Source organism: Marinobacter sp. M1C (assembly GCF_023314135.1).
Taxonomy (GTDB): domain Bacteria; phylum Pseudomonadota; class Gammaproteobacteria; order Pseudomonadales; family Oleiphilaceae; genus Marinobacter.
Genome location: NZ_CP092289.1, coordinates 3445021 through 3461504, shown reverse-complemented (window position 1 = coordinate 3461504; position 16484 = coordinate 3445021). Strand labels below are relative to the sequence as shown.

The 16484-nt window shown below is 52.3% G+C and carries 15 protein-coding genes and 2 pseudogenes; 9 read left to right on the top strand and 8 right to left on the bottom strand.

The genetic code is table 11. The features are described from left to right. Positions 1-104 precede the first annotated feature (104 nt). Entirely contained in the window at positions 105-908 is an 804-nt protein-coding gene (locus MIH19_RS16240) for a DUF3750 domain-containing protein (protein ID WP_249005860.1), read from the bottom strand. A 289-nt stretch (positions 909-1197) separates the two neighbouring features. Between MIH19_RS16240 and MIH19_RS16235 the strand changes: the two genes are divergently transcribed. Further along, positions 1198-1551 carry a type II toxin-antitoxin system RelE/ParE family toxin gene (locus MIH19_RS16235; protein WP_249005859.1) on the top strand — a complete coding sequence of 118 codons (354 nt, stop codon included), beginning with the start codon at positions 1198-1200 and terminating at the stop codon, positions 1549-1551. A 15-nt stretch (positions 1552-1566) separates the two neighbouring features. Continuing rightward, on the top strand, positions 1567-1869 hold the full coding sequence (locus MIH19_RS16230; RefSeq protein ID WP_249005858.1) for a helix-turn-helix domain-containing protein: 303 nt from the start codon (positions 1567-1569) through the stop codon (positions 1867-1869). Between the two features lie 128 nt (positions 1870-1997). Here the strand turns inward: MIH19_RS16230 and MIH19_RS16225 are convergent, their stop codons facing one another. Then, on the bottom strand, positions 1998-2285 hold the full coding sequence (locus MIH19_RS16225; protein ID WP_249005857.1) for a HigA family addiction module antitoxin: 288 nt from the start codon (positions 2283-2285) through the stop codon (positions 1998-2000). A gap of 14 nt (positions 2286-2299) precedes the next feature. Then, positions 2300-2578, bottom strand: coding sequence for a type II toxin-antitoxin system RelE/ParE family toxin (locus MIH19_RS16220; RefSeq protein ID WP_249005856.1), 279 nt, complete (start codon positions 2576-2578; stop codon positions 2300-2302). A 243-nt stretch (positions 2579-2821) separates the two neighbouring features. Between MIH19_RS16220 and MIH19_RS16215 the strand changes: the two genes are divergently transcribed. Beyond that, positions 2822-3301 (top strand): peptidylprolyl isomerase, encoded by a 480-nt coding sequence (locus tag MIH19_RS16215; protein WP_249005855.1) that lies wholly within the window; start codon positions 2822-2824, stop codon positions 3299-3301. A 147-nt stretch (positions 3302-3448) separates the two neighbouring features. On the opposite strand, the pseudogene rhuM reads toward MIH19_RS16215, so the two are convergent. Next, positions 3449-3788, bottom strand: a pseudogene (gene rhuM, locus MIH19_RS16210) (RhuM family protein); the annotation flags it as partial. A 504-nt stretch (positions 3789-4292) separates the two neighbouring features. After that, a complete protein-coding gene (locus tag MIH19_RS16205) occupies positions 4293-7367 on the bottom strand; it encodes an EAL domain-containing protein (RefSeq protein ID WP_249005854.1) in 3075 nt (1024 codons plus the stop codon). Positions 7368-8213: 846 nt separating this feature from the next. Between MIH19_RS16205 and MIH19_RS16200 the strand changes: the two genes are divergently transcribed. Both MIH19_RS16200 and MIH19_RS16195 read left to right on the top strand, forming a co-directional pair. Next, complete coding sequence (locus MIH19_RS16200) at positions 8214-8759, top strand: PIN domain-containing protein (protein WP_249005853.1); 546 nt, start codon at positions 8214-8216, stop codon at positions 8757-8759. Between the two features lie 43 nt (positions 8760-8802). Then, positions 8803-9852 carry a nuclease-related domain-containing protein gene (locus MIH19_RS16195; RefSeq protein ID WP_249005852.1) on the top strand — a complete coding sequence of 350 codons (1050 nt, stop codon included), beginning with the start codon at positions 8803-8805 and terminating at the stop codon, positions 9850-9852. 355 nt (positions 9853-10207) lie between these two features. Here the strand turns inward: MIH19_RS16195 and hmpA are convergent, their stop codons facing one another. Beyond that, entirely contained in the window at positions 10208-11395 is a 1188-nt protein-coding gene (gene hmpA, locus MIH19_RS16190) for an NO-inducible flavohemoprotein (RefSeq protein ID WP_249005851.1), read from the bottom strand. A 170-nt stretch (positions 11396-11565) separates the two neighbouring features. Here hmpA and MIH19_RS16185 point away from each other — a divergent pair, with 170 nt between their 5' ends. Next, a complete protein-coding gene (locus MIH19_RS16185; protein WP_249005850.1) occupies positions 11566-11886 on the top strand; it encodes an antibiotic biosynthesis monooxygenase in 321 nt (106 codons plus the stop codon). On the opposite strand, the gene MIH19_RS16180 is transcribed toward MIH19_RS16185, so the two are convergent. Continuing rightward, complete coding sequence (locus MIH19_RS16180) at positions 11879-13963, bottom strand: bifunctional diguanylate cyclase/phosphodiesterase (RefSeq protein WP_249005849.1); 2085 nt, start codon at positions 13961-13963, stop codon at positions 11879-11881. The genes MIH19_RS16185 and MIH19_RS16180 overlap by 8 nt on opposite strands. Positions 13964-14374: 411 nt before the next feature. Beyond that, positions 14375-14509 (bottom strand): annotated as a pseudogene (locus MIH19_RS22545) (cobalamin-binding protein); the annotation flags it as partial. 5 nt (positions 14510-14514) lie between these two features. On the opposite strand from MIH19_RS22545, the gene MIH19_RS16175 reads away from it, so the two are divergent. The 3 genes from MIH19_RS16175 (at position 14515) to MIH19_RS16165 (ending at position 16473) form a co-directional block, all read left to right on the top strand. Next, positions 14515-15006, top strand: coding sequence for an SDR family oxidoreductase (locus MIH19_RS16175; RefSeq protein ID WP_249005848.1), 492 nt, complete (start codon positions 14515-14517; stop codon positions 15004-15006). Between the two features lie 235 nt (positions 15007-15241). Continuing rightward, the gene (locus MIH19_RS16170; RefSeq protein ID WP_249005847.1) at positions 15242-15457 is read left to right on the top strand and encodes a hypothetical protein; all 216 of its coding nucleotides are present in this window, start codon (positions 15242-15244) and stop codon (positions 15455-15457) included. A 443-nt stretch (positions 15458-15900) separates the two neighbouring features. After that, the gene (locus MIH19_RS16165; protein WP_249005846.1) at positions 15901-16473 is read left to right on the top strand and encodes a GspH/FimT family pseudopilin; all 573 of its coding nucleotides are present in this window, start codon (positions 15901-15903) and stop codon (positions 16471-16473) included. Positions 16474-16484: the final 11 nt, after the last annotated feature.

The following is a 16484-nucleotide window of genomic DNA, read 5'->3' as shown; positions in this document are numbered from 1 at the left end:
TTATTGTCGCGTAAGCCAGATTGTTCGAGAGGCAAAGCGCAAGACCTGACCCCAAGGAGCTTTCCGCAAAGCGGGCGCTTTATGCCTGGTTAATGTTGTCCCCGTCAATTGGTGTCTGAAACCTGCTCCATAACCGGGGCTTTGTGCCACGTCGAGCGATCCATCCAGGGGTCGCGCAGGCCAATGTGCCCGATGCCGGGTAATTTGACGGCCAAAGCCAGTGGGTCAATACCCATATTGAGGCCGAGGATGTTCAGTTCAACACCTTCCCGGATACTCGCCATAAGGCCGAAATAACCATTGAGGGAGAACTGGTAGCCCGAACCGCTGGGCGCTTTCGCAAATACTCCGTCAGCGAGATAGTCTTTTCCGATGGCCGTGTTGGGCAGCGCAACATTCAGTTCGGGTACCTGCCGGATTACCCAGGCTACAAAGGTATTGCTGTTGGGCCCGGGCCAGGCTTTGTATTCATTCGCGAAGGGGTAGGCGTCGATAGCTGTCCGGATATTGATGATGGCGGCGCCTGCTTTCTCACCACGAAGATCTGCCAGCAACATCGGCGGGTTGCCGTACCAAGCGGTATCCGGCTCACCGGGGCGGGACCGCACCGGCTTATAACCCCAGCCAGTAACATCGTGAACCACGTAGGTGGATGCCCCGCGCGCCTTGGTTGCAATCCAGGTATGCACCGCAAAATTGCCGCGCCAATTATAAGCTCGGGCACCATAAACCTGCACAATGGCTTCTTCGGTCTGGCCCGGCAGTGGCGCAATGCCTGCGCTGGAGCGATCGGCGTCACGCCAGCTCTGGCCAGACTGAGTACTGCAGGCCGCAATCAGTGCGGGGCCTGCCAGCAGAACCAACAAAAATACGGTGGTTCTGATGAGCCATCGAAGGAGTTTAATCATTCCAGGGGTACCTCGGACTGCATGTATTGGTTGGTGATCAAAATCCAACCAGTATACGTCTCATATAATTTCAAGTATCAATGCGAAGCATTACGGACAGCTATTATTATGGCTTCCGGCGGCTCAAACAGGAACCAGCTCCCATGCCGCCCCAGCTAGTGCAATTCAGGCGAAATCGCCGACTCGTCAGCTAGGCTGACACTTAGGGAAAAAACTAACGGACGTCGTGGCTTTCTCTTTTCTATTCGTACCTATTTAGGTACACTAATGCGACCATGGAAGGTGCAAAATGACAAAGAAGACGGTCAACGTCGTATTTTATAGAACGATCAGCGGGCGTGAGCCGGTTAAAGAATGGCTCCTTAATCTCAGTAAGGATGATCGCTTGGTAATCGGCATCGATTTGAAAACCGTGGAATATGGATGGCCACTGGGTATGCCCTTGGTGAGGGGGTTTTCCGGGAAAGCGGATTCAGATTTGTGGGAGGTGCGCAGTGATCTCTCAAACGGCCGGATTGCACGAGTCATCTTCACGATGTTTCAGGGCGATATGGTTTTGCTGAATGGATTTATCAAAAAGACTCAGAAAACACCGGCTCAAGAGTTAGAAAAAGCGAGAGACCGGAAGAAGAATCTTGTCTGATAGGAGGCGGGGAACATGACACAGCATAAACACGTTGGCAGCTCTCTCGATGACCTGCTTAAGTCTGATGGTGCGCTTGAGCAAGTGGAAGCAGAAGCGCTGAAGCGGGTGATCGTTTGGCAGGTCCAGCAGGCGATGCAACATGTCGGCGTCAACAAAACCCAGCTGGCTCAGAGGATGCATACCAGCCGCACAGTGGTTAACCGGCTACTTGATGACAAAGATACTGGCGTGACAATTACCACTCTGATTAAAGCTGGGCTGGCTTTGGGAATGTCTTGGACGCTGCAGGCTGATAGTGATTCAGAAAGAGCTTAACCAGCTTGTGAGTGCTAAATTTCTGAAGCTGTCTGATTCAGGCGCGGAATGCCTGGCCTGACTATTTCACCACTATTGGTAGCGGTAGGTTTGGGACGTTACCCGCCAGGGTAACGCTGGGGCAAGCATCACATGACCGCTGCGAAGCGCTCGATGGGTGGCTGAGCGCGGTGACGTGCCTGCCACAGATCATAATCCATTTGGACACCCAGCCAGACACGCGCTTTGCCGATGCCGGCCAGCTCAAGCCGAACCGCGAGATCAGGGCTCACTGGGGCGCGCCCATGCATTATGCGTGACAGCGTCTCACGCGCCATGCCAAGACGGCGGGCCAGCTCGGTAACGCTAAGCTTGAGCTCGGGGAGCACGTCTTCGCGCAATGTTTCACCTGGGTGAGGGGGTTGATACATAGCCATGAATTGCCTCCAGTTCAGTGATAGTCGAGGTAGTCGACCAGCTCAACATCATGGCCGCTGAAGCGAAGTATCACCCGCCAGTTGCCGCTTACCGTCAGTGACCAATACCCCGCCATCTTGCCTTTGAGTGGGTGCAGTCGCCAGCCGGGAATATCAAGATCTTCCGGGGCTGTCGCTAGATCCATGAATGCCAGAATGCGAGCTAGTCGCTTGGCATGATCGGCGCGTATGCCACAAGTTGAGCCCGTATCATAGAACTGGCGAAGTCCCTTGTGTTTGAAGCTTATGATCATGTTTTAGTGTGATGCATTGGGTCACGGCGTGCAAGGGGAAAAAAGGTGTCATAGCAGATAATCCTGGTCAACTCTGAGCCTAAATCTCAACGTGGCAATGAAAGGGTGCGTAACCATTTAATTTGGATCAACCCGGTTCAACCACCCTGTTGTTATCCAGAGCGCCAGTCGACCGCAGCGGACGCTGGAGTCAGCGCCGCCGTTGGTTATAATGGCGTACTTTGAACCTTCACAGAGAATCCTATGCCAATCGAAAAGAATCAGGTGGTCTTGTTTCACTACAGTGTCAGTGATGATCAAGGCAAGGTCGTTGAAAATTCCCGTGGCGGCGAGCCGAACGCCTACCTGCATGGTCACGGCGGCATTATCCGCGGCCTGGAAGAAGCCCTGCAAGGTCGCGACGCCGGCGAAAGTTTCAGTGTCACCATTACTTCGGAAAAAGCCTACGGTCCGCGTAAAGCCGATTCCATTCAGCGTGTGCCGATCAAGCATTTGATCGGTGCCAAACGCTGGAAGCCGGGGATGGTCGCGCAGGTGAAAACCGAGCAGGGCCAGCGCCACGTGATCGTTGTTAAGGTTGGCCTCAAGTTTGCCGATATCGACAACAACCATCCGATGGCCGGCAAAACCCTGACCTTCGATATCGACATCATCGAAGTACGCGCCGCCAGTCCGGAAGAGATAGCCCACGGCCACGCGCATGGGCCGGGTGGGCATCATTGAAAGGGATGAGCCATTAGGCGCTCTGGCTCAGCATGACGGTGTGAGTGCTACGATAACGCCTTCGTCTGCGGCCAGCTTGCCTTGGCAAATATTCGGATAGATCTCTGCCAGACCACTCAAACCTTCCACCGTTCTGATTTTTAGCCAGCTGTTGTCGGCGCGCAGCTTAACCAGTTCGGCAGCCGTATGGCCGTGGATGGCAAAATGCAGCTTGTTCTGAACCATGGCGAAGAAGGCCTTGGTGGTCGGCGCTTGCCCGTTGTAATCCATGCTGGTGGCATAGATGTCGGTGATTTTTTGATAGAAGCGCCGCTCCGAAAGCCGGATTTCACGAATCTCTTCCAGCAGGCGCTCAAAGTAGTCCTCACAGCTTCTGTGTCAACCAGATCGACTCATCTTCGTACCGTGCTTCGATGCTTTGCTCGCCCGATTGGCCGGTGAAAATCAAAAACTCGGCGGTGCTGTTGCGGATCAGTTTATTGCTCATTGCTGCCTCCTTGCAGGTGCCATGTCATATAGAGTTGAAGAGGCAAACAATACCAATAAAGACTGTATATATAAAAGGAGTATCCCCTTAGCTCCACAGACCACTATAAGTAGTATTAGGTCAAATCCAACTTCGCATATCATGACAAAGCACACTTTGCAGTGCCGACTGTCTCCTTACGGCCCCTAGCCGACACTTAAAAAGAACTTGTCTAACGTCAGTGGTCGGCCAAAGGAGGCACTTAAGGTCTGTGGCTACAGCAACAGCTCTTGCTAGCCAGAAACATAGCAGCGGACGCTGGTTCCACTGTTCTGAGTGTTCGGTAACGGCAAGAGCTGCGACAAACCGGTCATTAAGAGCCCTGAATCTTTAGCCGTCAGCTAATGGCCGTCCACGGCAAAGCCATAGGGGATGAATTGCGAATAACTCTGCAGCACTCAATAAACTAGCCGTACACGTCCTTTGAGTGTCCTCTCTGAGGCTGCCTGCTCGACGAATGAGCCTTCATCCATTCCAAGCGGCATCTGGCTTCCACTGAGCTACCCATGCGGGGATCTCAGCTGCTGGCATCGGCCGTGCAATTCCATAACCCTGAGCTTGCTCGCAGCCCATCGCTAGCAACTGAGTTCCGTGGGCCGTGGTCTCCACTCCTTCGGCAATGACCTGACGATCGAAGGCCGCAGCCAAGCCAATGATACCCATCACGATCGCACGGTCATCCGGGTCCTCTAGCATGTCCTTGACGAAACTCAGATCGATCTTCAGCAGATCGGCGGGCAAGCGTTTGAGATATGTCAGCGAGGAGAAACCCGTACCGAAGTCATCCAGCGCAAAGCTCACACCAATTTCGCGGCAGGCGAGCATGATGGCTGAAACGTCGGCCATGTCACCCAGAGCGCTGGTTTCCAGTATCTCCAGCTCCAACCAACAGGGTTTTATTTCCGGGTGCCTGGCCAGTGCCTCTGACAGTTTGGCGGCGAAGCCTCGCTGTTGTAACTGAAGGGCATCCACATTGACGCTGACGGGGATATTCAGTCCCATAGCGAGCCATTCGGCCATTTGCGACAAGGCGGTATCGATCACCCATGCCCCTATGTCCAGGCTTATTGGGTGATTCTCAATGATAGGCAGAAAGTCTCCGGGCGGGACTAAGCCACGTTCAGGATGCTGCCAACGGATCAAGGCTTCGGCACCGATCACCGCACCGGTCTTCATGTTCACTTTGGGCTGGTAATACAACACGAACTCATCGTCATCGAGGGCTCGGTGGATATGTTCGATACTCTCGCGCTGGGTTTTGACCGATTCGTCGTGATGGACGTCGAACAGGTGGTAACGGTTCTTGCCCATCTGCTTGGCAACATACATCGCCTGGTCGGCATGACGCATGAGCTGATCGGCATCGGCACCGTCCTGCGGGTAGAGCGTGACCCCGATACTGGCGGATACTTGTAACGTTACGCGCCCTACGGTGACAGGGCTAGCCGCCGCAAGAAGCAGCCGCTTCAACGCTGGCTCACAATGTTGAATCATCTCCAAATCACCCAGCACAGCGACAAACTCATCACCGCCGATGCGTGACAGCGTGTCTCCTTCACGTAGAGCCTCATTCATACGCTGTGAAAGCATAATCAACAATTTATCACCCACTTCGTGTCCATGGGCATCATTGACGGCTTTAAAGCCGTCCAGATCAAGGTAAACGACGGCCACCGATTGCCCTCGTCGCTCACTCTGGCTCATGGCGTGAAGAAGGCGGTCTGCCAGCAGCACACGATTGGGTAGATTGGTGAGAGTATCGTAATGGACAATATGTTCGAGCTGTTGCTGGTGCTGCTTCATCAGCGTGATATCAGAGAACAAAGCCACATAATTCTTGGTCTGTCCATCGGCATCTGAGACTGCGCTGATCGTCATCAGCTCGGCGAATAACTCACCGTTTTTACGCCGATTCCACAGCTCTCCATACCAGTGTTTTTTGCTGAGCAATGAGGCCCACATGTCGGTATAAAACTCTTTTCTCTGGCGATCTGATTTGAGTAATCGTGGGTTTTTGCCGAGTACTTCGCTGCGGTTATAGCCCGTGATGTGGCTGAAGGTGTCGTTGATTTCGACGATGTTACCGCTGCTGTCGGTGATCATTATGCCTTCACGTGCATGGGTGAACACGCTGGCCGCTAGTCTGAGTTGCTCTTCGGCGACTTTACGTTCGGTGATATCAATAAACTCGATGACCCGTGCATCGTAGTCCTTGTACACGATATTCTTTCCCTTAATGGCCAGGGGGTACTTCGAGCCATCCTTGCGCACGCCGACAACTTCGTAACTCCGGTCATAGCCGCTCTGAATATTGTCCAGTACGGTCTCGAGAAATTCTGGCGCGATGAGCCCGAGACCGTTCATGCCGACGAGCTCCTGATAGCTGAAACCAGTGATATCGGATAAGCCCTGGTTGCACTCGAGAATCAGTCCTTTGTTGTGAATGACGATGCCGCCATAAGAGGCGTCACTGAGTGCTTTGAAACGCTCCTCACTCTCTCTTAGCGTGTCTTGAGCATGAGCCATGCGGCGATTAAAGCGGTGCAGGTAATAGGCGATGGACCCAGCCGCGGCTAGCAATAGAAGTGCTGCGATAAGTACCGGTAGCACCCAAACGGGCAAACGACTGGGGTTGGCGTCGAACATGAAGCCATCAAGATCGTCGTATTCCGAGACTAGCCCGGCTTTAACGAAGGTTTCGGCCATATGTTGCCAGCGTCCCGGATTCATATGGCCGATTTCGATCAGGTCGGGGAAAATCAACTTGCGCATTTCAGCGGCTTCAAAGCGCAGATGATCGCGGGTCTTATCGACCTGATACTTAGTGATCAACAGATCGATAATTTCTTCCGGGTTGTCCATCGCATAACGCCAGCCCTTCAGCGTCGCGCGGCGTAGCGCCTCGACCCGTTTTGGATGGTCGCGCAGTTCAGCCTCGGACGTAAACAAAATATCACTGTAGAAATCAACCCGATAACTACCCGGATCGATAATGTTGTACGCAATGTTGTGCAGTTTTAGAAAGTACGGCTCGTTGGTGGTGTAGGAGTTGAACGCATCGACCTTGCCAGAGATGAGGTCATCAAGCTGATAGCTACTCGGAATGATGTTGAGCTGCGAGAACGAGATACCTTCGTTGAGCAGCATGGTCAAAAAATCGGCGTCTTCATCTGAGTTCGCCAGCATGACGTTTTTGCCGATGAGGTCGTGCACAGAACTGATCTCGGAACTCTTGAGAGTGAGTAGAACAGAGGGAGAGTGCTGAAATATCACGGCGAGAGCGACGAGTGGCTGCCCCTGTAGGCGCTGGTAAAGGACTTCACTATTACCCTCTGCATATTGGGCACGCCCGGATAGAACTTCAGACACCGGCTGATGCTCAGGATCTCCGGCATGGAGGCGAACCTGTAACCCTTCCTCCTTGTAGAAACCTTTTTCAACGGCAGCATAGTAGCCGGCAAACTGGAACTGGTGATGCCAGCGCAATTGCAGATCAACAATATCCTCTTGCCCTGAGGGTGCTGCAACGGCAGGAGACATCCATGTGAAAAAGAACAGTGCTGAGCAGAAAATCAATGTACGCAGTATTGGATAGATAATGACGTCCTTGGAGATCGACTATGAGCCTGACCTCAGGCCTATATCAGGATAAATCATAGCGTAGCGGGGGGCTTCCCGTTGAACACTGGTAAAGTTGGATTTTACACAGATGTGCACCATCGTTCAGAAATATAACTGTGCCAAGCTATTTCAGCTCAAGTTCAGAACTGGCAAAACCAGTGCTTACTTTGTCCGATGAGAGTCGGCAATAGCCAGTGCGGGGCGCTAGGGCATCAGGGTTTTATGTGTCAGGTGCTCTCGCCCCGAGATACTAGAATCTCATCAGTGGCGTGGCCGCTTAGTAGATACTCCAGTCATCGCCTTTCGATACGCGGTGTGTCCGCTATCAGGGGCGCAGCAACCTCATTAACAGCACGTTTTAGCCAGAGGTGTGAGACAGGTTAGTGTCGATTTCAGCCAGTCAGATAATGACAAAAATTGGTTTATAAGTGGTGAGCAGCATTAGAGCTAATACTACATATAGTGGTCTGTGGAGCTAAGAGGATACCCCTTATATATAAACAGCATTACTCGTTCGTGATGACTTCCTGAGTAAGCTTTTCCTTCTCCCGCTCTTTATGGGGCTTGCCGTTGATCAGCTTTCACTCAATGACGCTGTCAGCAGGATGGCCATGAATGCCCGCCCGGCCTTTTCAAGAAGGTTTATGGTGTCGACCAAAAACAGGATGAAAAAAACAGGACAGATTTACTTTTCGGGTGAATTTTCTTGAACTGTGTTTCCGACGTTGCCGTGGCACAATGCGTTAACACAGAGGACGTTAAAATATGAAATGGGCCTTCATTGACTACGAAAACGTTGGAAGTCTGGGAAAAGTTGACCTCTCCGGCTATGAGCGCGTCATCGTGTTCCTTGGCGCCAGGCAGCCCAGGCTGGACTTCACCGACACAAAGTATGACAAGCCGATCAACCTTGTGGTGGTTCAGGTGAAGGACTCACAGGCCAATAATCTGGATTTCCATCTTGCCTATTACCTTGGCAAATTTGATGCGCAGGCAGAGAGCTCCGTAGCGTTCGAGGTGATCAGCAATGACACCGGTTTTTCGCCTCTGATTGCTCACATCAAGACGAGCGGACGGTCATGTAAACAGGTCAAAATCACCGGCGCTGCGGGCGAGCCTCAGAAACTCATCAAAAATCTGTCATCAATGCAGAAAGAAAAGCGGCCGCAGAAGGTGGCTAGCTTACGAAACCACATTGCCGCGCAGCTCAAGATTCAGGGCAATGACATGGCGATTCAGAAAGAGCTTAACGAGCTTGTGAATGCGAAATTTCTGAAGCTTTCTGACTCTGGTGTGGAATACTTGGCCTGATTTTTTAGCCCCGTTAAAGCAATACCACAAGGACTCCCGCTAAATGGACTTTAACCCCATGTTCCAGCCGTTGGTTGCGGTGCTTTGGTACTTGATACCCATCTTCATCATTGCCGGCGTCGTCAAAACCCCCTGGTTCAAAGGTAAGCTTGGGGAGTTCCTGGTTAATCTCTCGGCTCGTTTTTTTCTCGACAAGTCTTGCTACCACTTGATCAAAAACGTAACCCTTCCCACCGAGGATGGCACCACGCAGATTGATCACATTCTGGTTTCCGAGTTTGGCGTGTTTGTGGTGGAAACCAAGAATATGAAAGGCTGGATTTTCGGCAGCGCCACGCAGCCTTTTTGGACACAGAAGATTTTCAGATCCAGCTACAAATTCCAAAATCCTTTGCACCAGAACTACAAGCATGTGAAAACACTGCAAGCGCTGCTCGGGCTGGGCGATCAGCAGGTGCATTCGGTGGTGGTTTTCGTCGTCGGCAGTACGTTCAAAACACCTCTGCCGGAGAACGTTACCCACGGCCTCGGGTATGTTCGTTATATCAAATCGAAAAAAGATTTTGTGCTGAGCCCGGAGCAGGTGGCAGAGGCGCGGGAAAAGGTGACGTCCGGTTGCCTGAAGGCATCATTGGCTACTGATCAGTCGCACGCTCGTCATGTGAGAGGGTTGGTGGCGAAACGTTACGGCGCTCCGCCCCGGCGATCAAGCAAATGGTTTTTCAAGATCGTGATTTATCCGGTTGTGGTGTTAGGGGTCGCGGCGATCATGATGAACGCCGTTTCGGATTTTGCTAAGGACGCCGCGGCGATAGGCATGCGACACGCCTCTGACCAACTGGTCGAAAGGCCCCAGCAGCCGGTGCTTCGCCAACCCGAAATTCAAGCTCAACCAAAAGCTGCTTCTAAAGCAGCGGGTACAAAAACGAACTCAGACACCGGCATTCAGCGTGTTTACCAGCCTCCATCCGAGTTGTTTTTGGCAAGGCAGGATTGCAACTCACTGATCGCTGCGGTTATTGGTAATCCGGATGTGCGTCTTTTGCGCGAGCGGGACAAGGCGTGTGCCCGGTATCAGATTTTGAAGGAATAGGTCCAGTGAATCAGAAAGGACTATCGATCCGGACGCGTCAAACCGAGTAGGCTAAGTCCTGAGAAAAAAATCCACTCAGGTTTTTCAGGGAGATAAGATTGTGCGCTTGCGAATACTGTCGGATTTGCACATTGAGTGTTTTCAGGAAGGTCGCGACCTGCCTGATGTGGCCGCAGATGTGGTTATTCTTGCTGGGGACATTCATCGTACAACGGAAGGCCTCGCATTGACGGCGTGCGCTTTCATGGCACCACATTATGGACAGATTTTGGTCTGTATACCGGCCAACCTGACTATGATCCGTTGCAGACAGAATGATTGAAGTCTGAGCCGCGCCGGCAATGGCTTTATAACGTCAGTGGGCTGTAGGCAATTCGGTTGTTGGCCCAAATACTTCGTAGTGCAACTGGTCGTCGGTGAATCCTATGCTGTTAAGTATGCCCTTGAGGGACGCCATAAAGGGCATAGGGCCACAGAAGTAAACGTGAGCCGTTTTGTCGGTCAGCCATGTATTGAGAATATCAGCGGATAAGTACCCAACCCAGTCCGCACCTTCGCCAAACTCAAATGCGCGCTTGAGATTCAGCCCGGCTGTCTTTTCCAGCTCTGTTAGCTCTTCGTGGAAGATTTGGTGCTCGGCACTGCGGCAGCATTCAACAAACTGGACGTTTTCAGCCGGAATACCGGATGCCAGCGCTTCTTTCAACATGCTATACAGTGGCGTGATGCCAACGCCGCCGGAAATAAAGACGTGCTTCGGAGCGTTATTGTTCAGCAGGAACTGCCCATTGGGCGCGCTCAGTTCAACCGTATCACCGACAACACATTGGTGGAGTTGTTGCGATGCCGCCCCGTGAGTTTCGGCTTTGACCGAAATGCGGTAGTAATCCCCTGCACCCCACGACGACAGTGAGTACTGGCGGATTTCGTCATAGCTGTCACCGGTTCCGGCCAGCTTGATGCCAAGATACTGACCGCCGGAATACGAGCAAATAGCGCCGCCATCGGTTGGTTTGAAGTAAAACGATTTAACGTCTGGTGTTTCTGCAACAATTCGCTCAATGGTGAAGGGACGAAATCCGCGCCAGCCACCCGGTTGAGTGGCCTTTTCGCTATACATGCTTTCTTCAGTGTCGGTAAAAATCTGTGCGAGCGCGCCGTAAGCCTCTTCCCATGCGATGAGTGCTTCGTGATTGTCTGGCAACTGCAACACATCCTGAATAGCCGCGATCAGGTTTTCCCCTACAATCGGGTAGTGCTTGGGCTCAATGCCAATGCTGGCATGCTTGCTGGCGATCCGCTTTACGGCGGGTACCAGCACGTCAATCTGGTCAATGTTGTTGGCATAGGCAAAAACGGCATCTGCCAAAGCGGATGATTGGCCACCGCTGCCGTTGCGTTGATTGGCCATATTGAATATGTGCTGCAGGTCGGGGTTATTGGCGAACAGCCTTTTATAAAAATCCTGGGAAATGGCTTGGCCATTTTCGGCCAGTAGAGGCACCGTCGACTTAACGATTGCAATGGTATGTTCCGAGAGCATGAGGTCGCCTTTTAACGAGTATTTAAAATGAATGTTAAATGTTATAAGGTGATGAGAGCCCTAGTCAAGGTGGGTTGCTTGATAAAGGTCAAACCGTGGAGTAGCGTCAGCCTCGAGGTCTTTGAAATGGCTTCGCTTGTGGATTACCCCTACCGATAGAGGAGGCATGCATGAAGTACATCTTCGAAGTGCAGATCAGGGAGGGCTATACCGCCGAGGATTATGCGGATGCCTGGGTGCGCGCAAGTGAGTTGATTCAGCGTGCCCCGGGCGCACGGGGAACGGAGTTGCACCGCAAAATTGGTGATCGGGATACACTTATAGCCATTGCGCACTGGGATAGTAAAGCCAGCCGAGATGCGATGGAATCACAAGACAATTCCGACGTGGTTGAGATTATCCGCAGTGCGGCGCCTTTCTGTGAAATCCGGCCCTTTGGTGAGTTTGAAGATCCGGAATGGGTTGTTAATCCGCCAACCGGGGTTAAGTAGTAACGGGAGTTGGCTCGGCGCGTTTGGACAGGTGAGTAATTGTTTCGAGTAATTTATCGGGTGCGACGGGCCTGGCTAACAGGTAGCCTTGCAAGGTATCGCAGCCCAGCCGCGTCAGCAGCTCCTGCTGGTCTGATGTTTCAACACCTTCTGCGACAATCGTCATTCCCAGCGTCTTACCCAGAGCAATGATTGCCTTTATGATCGCTTCATCATCGTTGCCCTGGGCCAACTCGGTAATAAAGCCGCGGTCGATTTTCAGCTCATTGGCTGGCAGGCGTTTCAGATAGAGCAAGCTTGAGTAACCCGTGCCAAAATCATCGATGGAAATAGACACACCAAGAGCAGACAGTTCGTTTAACACTTTGAGGCTGGTCTCGGCATCGCGCATGGCAGTCGACTCGGTGACTTCAAGCACCAGGTGTGAGGGTGCCAAGGAGTGTTGTGTTAACGCCAAACGAACGACGTCCAGCAAGCTGTCGTGTTCCAGCTGAACAGCGGAGAGATTTACCGCGATACTCCAGTCCCGATGACCCTGATCGTACCAGATTTTCATTTGTTGGCAGGCCTCGTTGATGACCCAATTGCCAATGGAAACGATCAGCCCTGAGCTCTCGGCCAACGGCAAAAAGCGGTCTGGCGACAGAAAACCGTAATCAGGGCTTTGCCACCGCAGTAATGCTTCCAGTCCGGCCATAGGGCCGTTCGGTGCGATCACTTTGGGTTGGTAGTGCAAAACCAGCTCGTTGCGATCGACTGCCTGTCGCAGGTTCTGTTGCATCTGCATTTGCAGGTGCACATCGGCGTTCATGCCGTGCTCAAAAAAACAGTAGCCGTTGCGACCCTGTTTTTTTGCGTGGTACATGGCGCCGTCGGCGTTGACCATCACTTCATGTTCGGTCTGACCGTCCTGGGGGTAAATGGCGATACCGATACTGGTTGATATTTGAAGGAGATTATTCGAGGCCTCATATGGCTGTTCTATTGCATCAATCAATCGCTGTGCAAAAGCGGCGGAAATTCCCGGTGTGCAGGGCTCCAGCAACAGAACGAATTCGTCTCCGCCAAGCCTTGCAGCCGTGTCCCCTTCACGTTTGTTCACCAGAAGGCGGTGCGCGACTTCTTTTAGCAAAAGGTCGCCCACATGGTGCCCGTGCATGTCGTTGATAGCCTTAAAGCCGTCCAGGTCCAGAAATAGCACGGCAAACTCACTTTCGTTTCGCTCGGCTCGATGTATCGCCTGTTCCAGCCGATCGCCCAGCAGGACACGATTTGGTAAGCCGGTCAGGTTGTCATGCAGGGCCAGCTTGATCAGTTCGTTGTTGGCGTCATCGAGCGAATTGGACAGGCGGTTCGTGCGTACATCGAGCATTGACACAATAAGAGCAATCGCGAAAACCGCGAGGCTTACAATGATGACCAGCACGGCCAACCATTTTGTATCGATACCGCTGTTAGCTGCACCACAGAAACTATTGAGGGGAAACCTGGAGGCGGCCATTCCCGTGTAGTGCATTCCGATGATGGCGCAGCCCATAACCAGAGCCGCACCCATGCGGCTAAAAGTGGCCCACTTTGCTTCCTCGCGCAGGCGAAAAGCCAGCCAAAGGGCTCCCACGGAGGCAATAATGGCGATAATGATGAATAGCCCCACCAGCCAAGGCACATAAAAAATGTAAGGATTCATGAGCATGGCTTCCATGCCGATATAATGCATAGAAGCCATGCCCAGACCCATCAGAGTACCGCCGGACAGCAGGCGACTCCAAGGCAACTTGTCATGACAGACCAGATAAAGTGCGAGCGCAGAGGAAGCGATGGCAATGAGCAACGAAAGCAGAGTCAGGGGAACGTTGTAGCCCAGATCAATGGGAAGGCTAAAGGCTAGCATGCCGACAAAATGCATCGACCAGATGCCAAATCCCATGGCGAAGGAACCGCCAACAAGCCACAGTACAGCCGTTCTTCCTGAGGCGCTGGTTACGCGGCTGGCCATGTTTAGGGCCGTATAGGATGCGAGAATGGCAACTATTATGGAACAGGCAACTAACACTTCGTTGTAACTGCTTTCTAACATCGAAAACCTATTTTATGTGAGGGGGGCAGTCTGGGGATACGACGAAAATTTGCTTGTTCATCATTACGTTAAAGAGTTTATTTTATTACAGGGAATTCATGGTTAGATAGTGCAAATATGTTTCATTGCGTAAAGAAGATGTTTTTTGAAATGACATCTCGGGTGGGTTTGGCGCCAGGCAACCCACGAGAAACCGGGACCGAGAAACCGGGACAGATTTATTTTCTGAGGATCCTCCAAGTTGAATTAGTCCCGATTTTAGAGGAAAAACCCGAATCGCCGCACGCAGATTTCAACATCAAACTCTTTACCAATGGCGACCACCGCAACGCTTCTGATATCCGCAGGTTGTAGCTCAGCGTCGGTTCGAAGAGCGCGCAGTTGCTCGGGGGCCAGGGAATGGCCAGGTCCTCACACCTGGTCAATGATCTCACACAACGCGTCTAGCCCATCCGTCAGCGCAGCTGGCCCGGGTTGAAGGATCAGGGGTGACTTAATCTCGTAGAGGTGATTGTTCACCACGGCGGGGATAGCTTCCCAGAGTGGCGTATTTGGGCGAAAGCATTAATCTGAAACTCTTTCACCGACTGAGCAACAAAGATTTTCTTGAGGACTTTACCGTCAACCTGTTGGGCGCCGTAAATACCATTCAGGCTTGCCTGCCGGGAATGAAAAAAGCCGGGAATGCAGCGGTTGTTCTTTTGAGTACCGTCGCGGTACAGAGAGGGCTCACCTTTCACGCATCGGTGTCCGCAGCCAAAGGCGGAGTAGAGGGTCTGGTAAGGGCGTTGAGTGCCGAGTTTGCACCCAATATTCGCGTAAACGGAATTGCGCTCTCGTTGACTGATACGCCAATGGCGGAGCGCTTGCTCAGCAATGATTCGAAAAAAGAAGCCGGTAAACAACGCCATCCGCTCAAAAGATATGGAAAGCCTGAGGACACCTCCGAGGCCGCTGCATTTTTGCTTAGTGAAAAGGCATCCTGGATTACGGGACAGATATTGGGCGTAGACGGTGGAATGTCGACCATTCAAAACCTCTGATGAGGAAATCCAGCCGGTGCTGTTAACAGCTCCCGGTAGCACGATTTTTGCCGCACATGAATGCGCGTCTTACGCAGCGTGAAGTGACGGGTAGAGTGCCTGTGTCTGCTGGCTCCTCTATGAACCTGCCGGCGACGAAATCCCCGCAAAGGCGGCCCCAGCATCACCAAATCCGACCTGTTGATTGTCGACAAAATCGACATCGCTGAATACGTGCACGGGAACCGGCATTAGCTTGTCGGTAATACTGGTTGGCATTCTGATTGCCATACTGGCCAGGCTGGCCATACTGGCCAGGCTGGCCACGGTCGTGGGTGGCTCACGGATTGCGCCGTTTATGGTGTTTTATGGCTTTGCCCATGAGGCTTTGATGCAGAAAACTGACAAGCGCGCTGGTCGTATACTGGGTGGTGTGATTGCCTCAATCAGCGCCTTGCTGGCTGCCACGTAAGCGTCTTGGCTTAAAAGTTGAGGTGGAACCGAAAGTTGTGCGGGATGACTGCACAGCTTTTTTTGTGGCACAAAATTTGTGTGTTTTTGTAATGAAAACACACAAAAAGCGCTGAAATAACCTATCGTAGATAACTACACGCCAGGGACGCACCGACTAATAGGGATAACAGCCGATGAATCCCTTCAGTACCGGGATTGACGACAATCTAGAGTATAAGCATTCAATTTCTGTGACTGAGCGTAGTAGAAGTAAGTATTAAAACCCACGAGAGCAGTTTGTAGAAGCCCGGTTCCCCGGGCGAGAAAGAGTCTACATTAGGGCCTAGGAAACACCCATTTCTTTACAGTCAATCTGCTTGGAGCAAGAGGCAACGTCACAGCCTCTTCTAACAGGACAAGGCAGTCTTAACGGAGGGGTTCACTGTATGTATTCCGAGTGCAATGTATAAATCTAGCGGATTTACCTTACTCGAATTGATGTTGGTGGTTGTCATTGTCGCCATCCTCATCACGATGGCAGTGCCATCGTTCCAGTGGATGGTCCAGAAGGTCACGATATCCAGCAACGTGAATACATTTCTGTCCGACATGCGCTATGCGCGCAGTGAAGGCATTCGGCGCGGCGGAGGTGTTGTGCTGTGTCGTAGCGACGCCCCGGAAGCGGCGACTCCCGCTTGCGGCAGCGGCTTCGGCCTTGATGGTAATGGCTGGGTCAGTGGCTGGATTATTTTTCACGACTTGAACAATAGCGGGACCAAAAGCACAGGCGACCCACTGCTGCGCGTGCAGGCACCCATCATCGCGATAAATTCGATTCTGGGCACCTTACCCGACAGCTCATCCTCCACCACATTCAGCTTTACGGCGACCGGACGCCTGCGCAGCTTAAATGGGGTGACAACAATGCCATTTGGCGGTGATGGCATGTTTGCCAAAACAGTGCAGCGCGTGGTGTGTATCGGCCTTAGCGGCCGCGCCCGAATTGCAGGCGACGGGGCCACCTCATGTGGCTAGCCCCAATAACT

Bases quoted from the DNA above. Each gene is read 5' to 3' on its own strand.
- MIH19_RS16220 (WP_249005856.1), bottom strand. From the start codon at position 2,578: ATGATCATAAGCTTCAAACACAAGGGACTTCGCCAGTTCTATGATACG.
- MIH19_RS16215 (WP_249005855.1), top strand. From the start codon at position 2,822: ATGCCAATCGAAAAGAATCAGGTGGTCTTGTTTCACTACAGTGTCAGT.
- MIH19_RS16165 (WP_249005846.1), top strand. From the start codon at position 15,901: ATGTATAAATCTAGCGGATTTACCTTACTCGAATTGATGTTGGTGGTT.
- MIH19_RS16200 (WP_249005853.1), top strand. From the start codon at position 8,214: ATGAAATGGGCCTTCATTGACTACGAAAACGTTGGAAGTCTGGGAAAA.
- MIH19_RS16240 (WP_249005860.1), bottom strand. From the start codon at position 908: ATGATTAAACTCCTTCGATGGCTCATCAGAACCACCGTATTTTTGTTG.
- MIH19_RS16195 (WP_249005852.1), top strand. From the start codon at position 8,803: ATGGACTTTAACCCCATGTTCCAGCCGTTGGTTGCGGTGCTTTGGTAC.
- MIH19_RS16235 (WP_249005859.1), top strand. From the start codon at position 1,198: ATGACAAAGAAGACGGTCAACGTCGTATTTTATAGAACGATCAGCGGG.
- MIH19_RS16185 (WP_249005850.1), top strand. From the start codon at position 11,566: ATGAAGTACATCTTCGAAGTGCAGATCAGGGAGGGCTATACCGCCGAG.
- MIH19_RS16225 (WP_249005857.1), bottom strand. From the start codon at position 2,285: ATGGCTATGTATCAACCCCCTCACCCAGGTGAAACATTGCGCGAAGAC.
- MIH19_RS16205 (WP_249005854.1), bottom strand. From the start codon at position 7,367: ATGTCTCCTGCCGTTGCAGCACCCTCAGGGCAAGAGGATATTGTTGAT.
- MIH19_RS16180 (WP_249005849.1), bottom strand. From the start codon at position 13,963: ATGTTAGAAAGCAGTTACAACGAAGTGTTAGTTGCCTGTTCCATAATA.
- MIH19_RS16230 (WP_249005858.1), top strand. From the start codon at position 1,567: ATGACACAGCATAAACACGTTGGCAGCTCTCTCGATGACCTGCTTAAG.
- hmpA (WP_249005851.1), bottom strand. From the start codon at position 11,395: ATGCTCTCGGAACATACCATTGCAATCGTTAAGTCGACGGTGCCTCTA.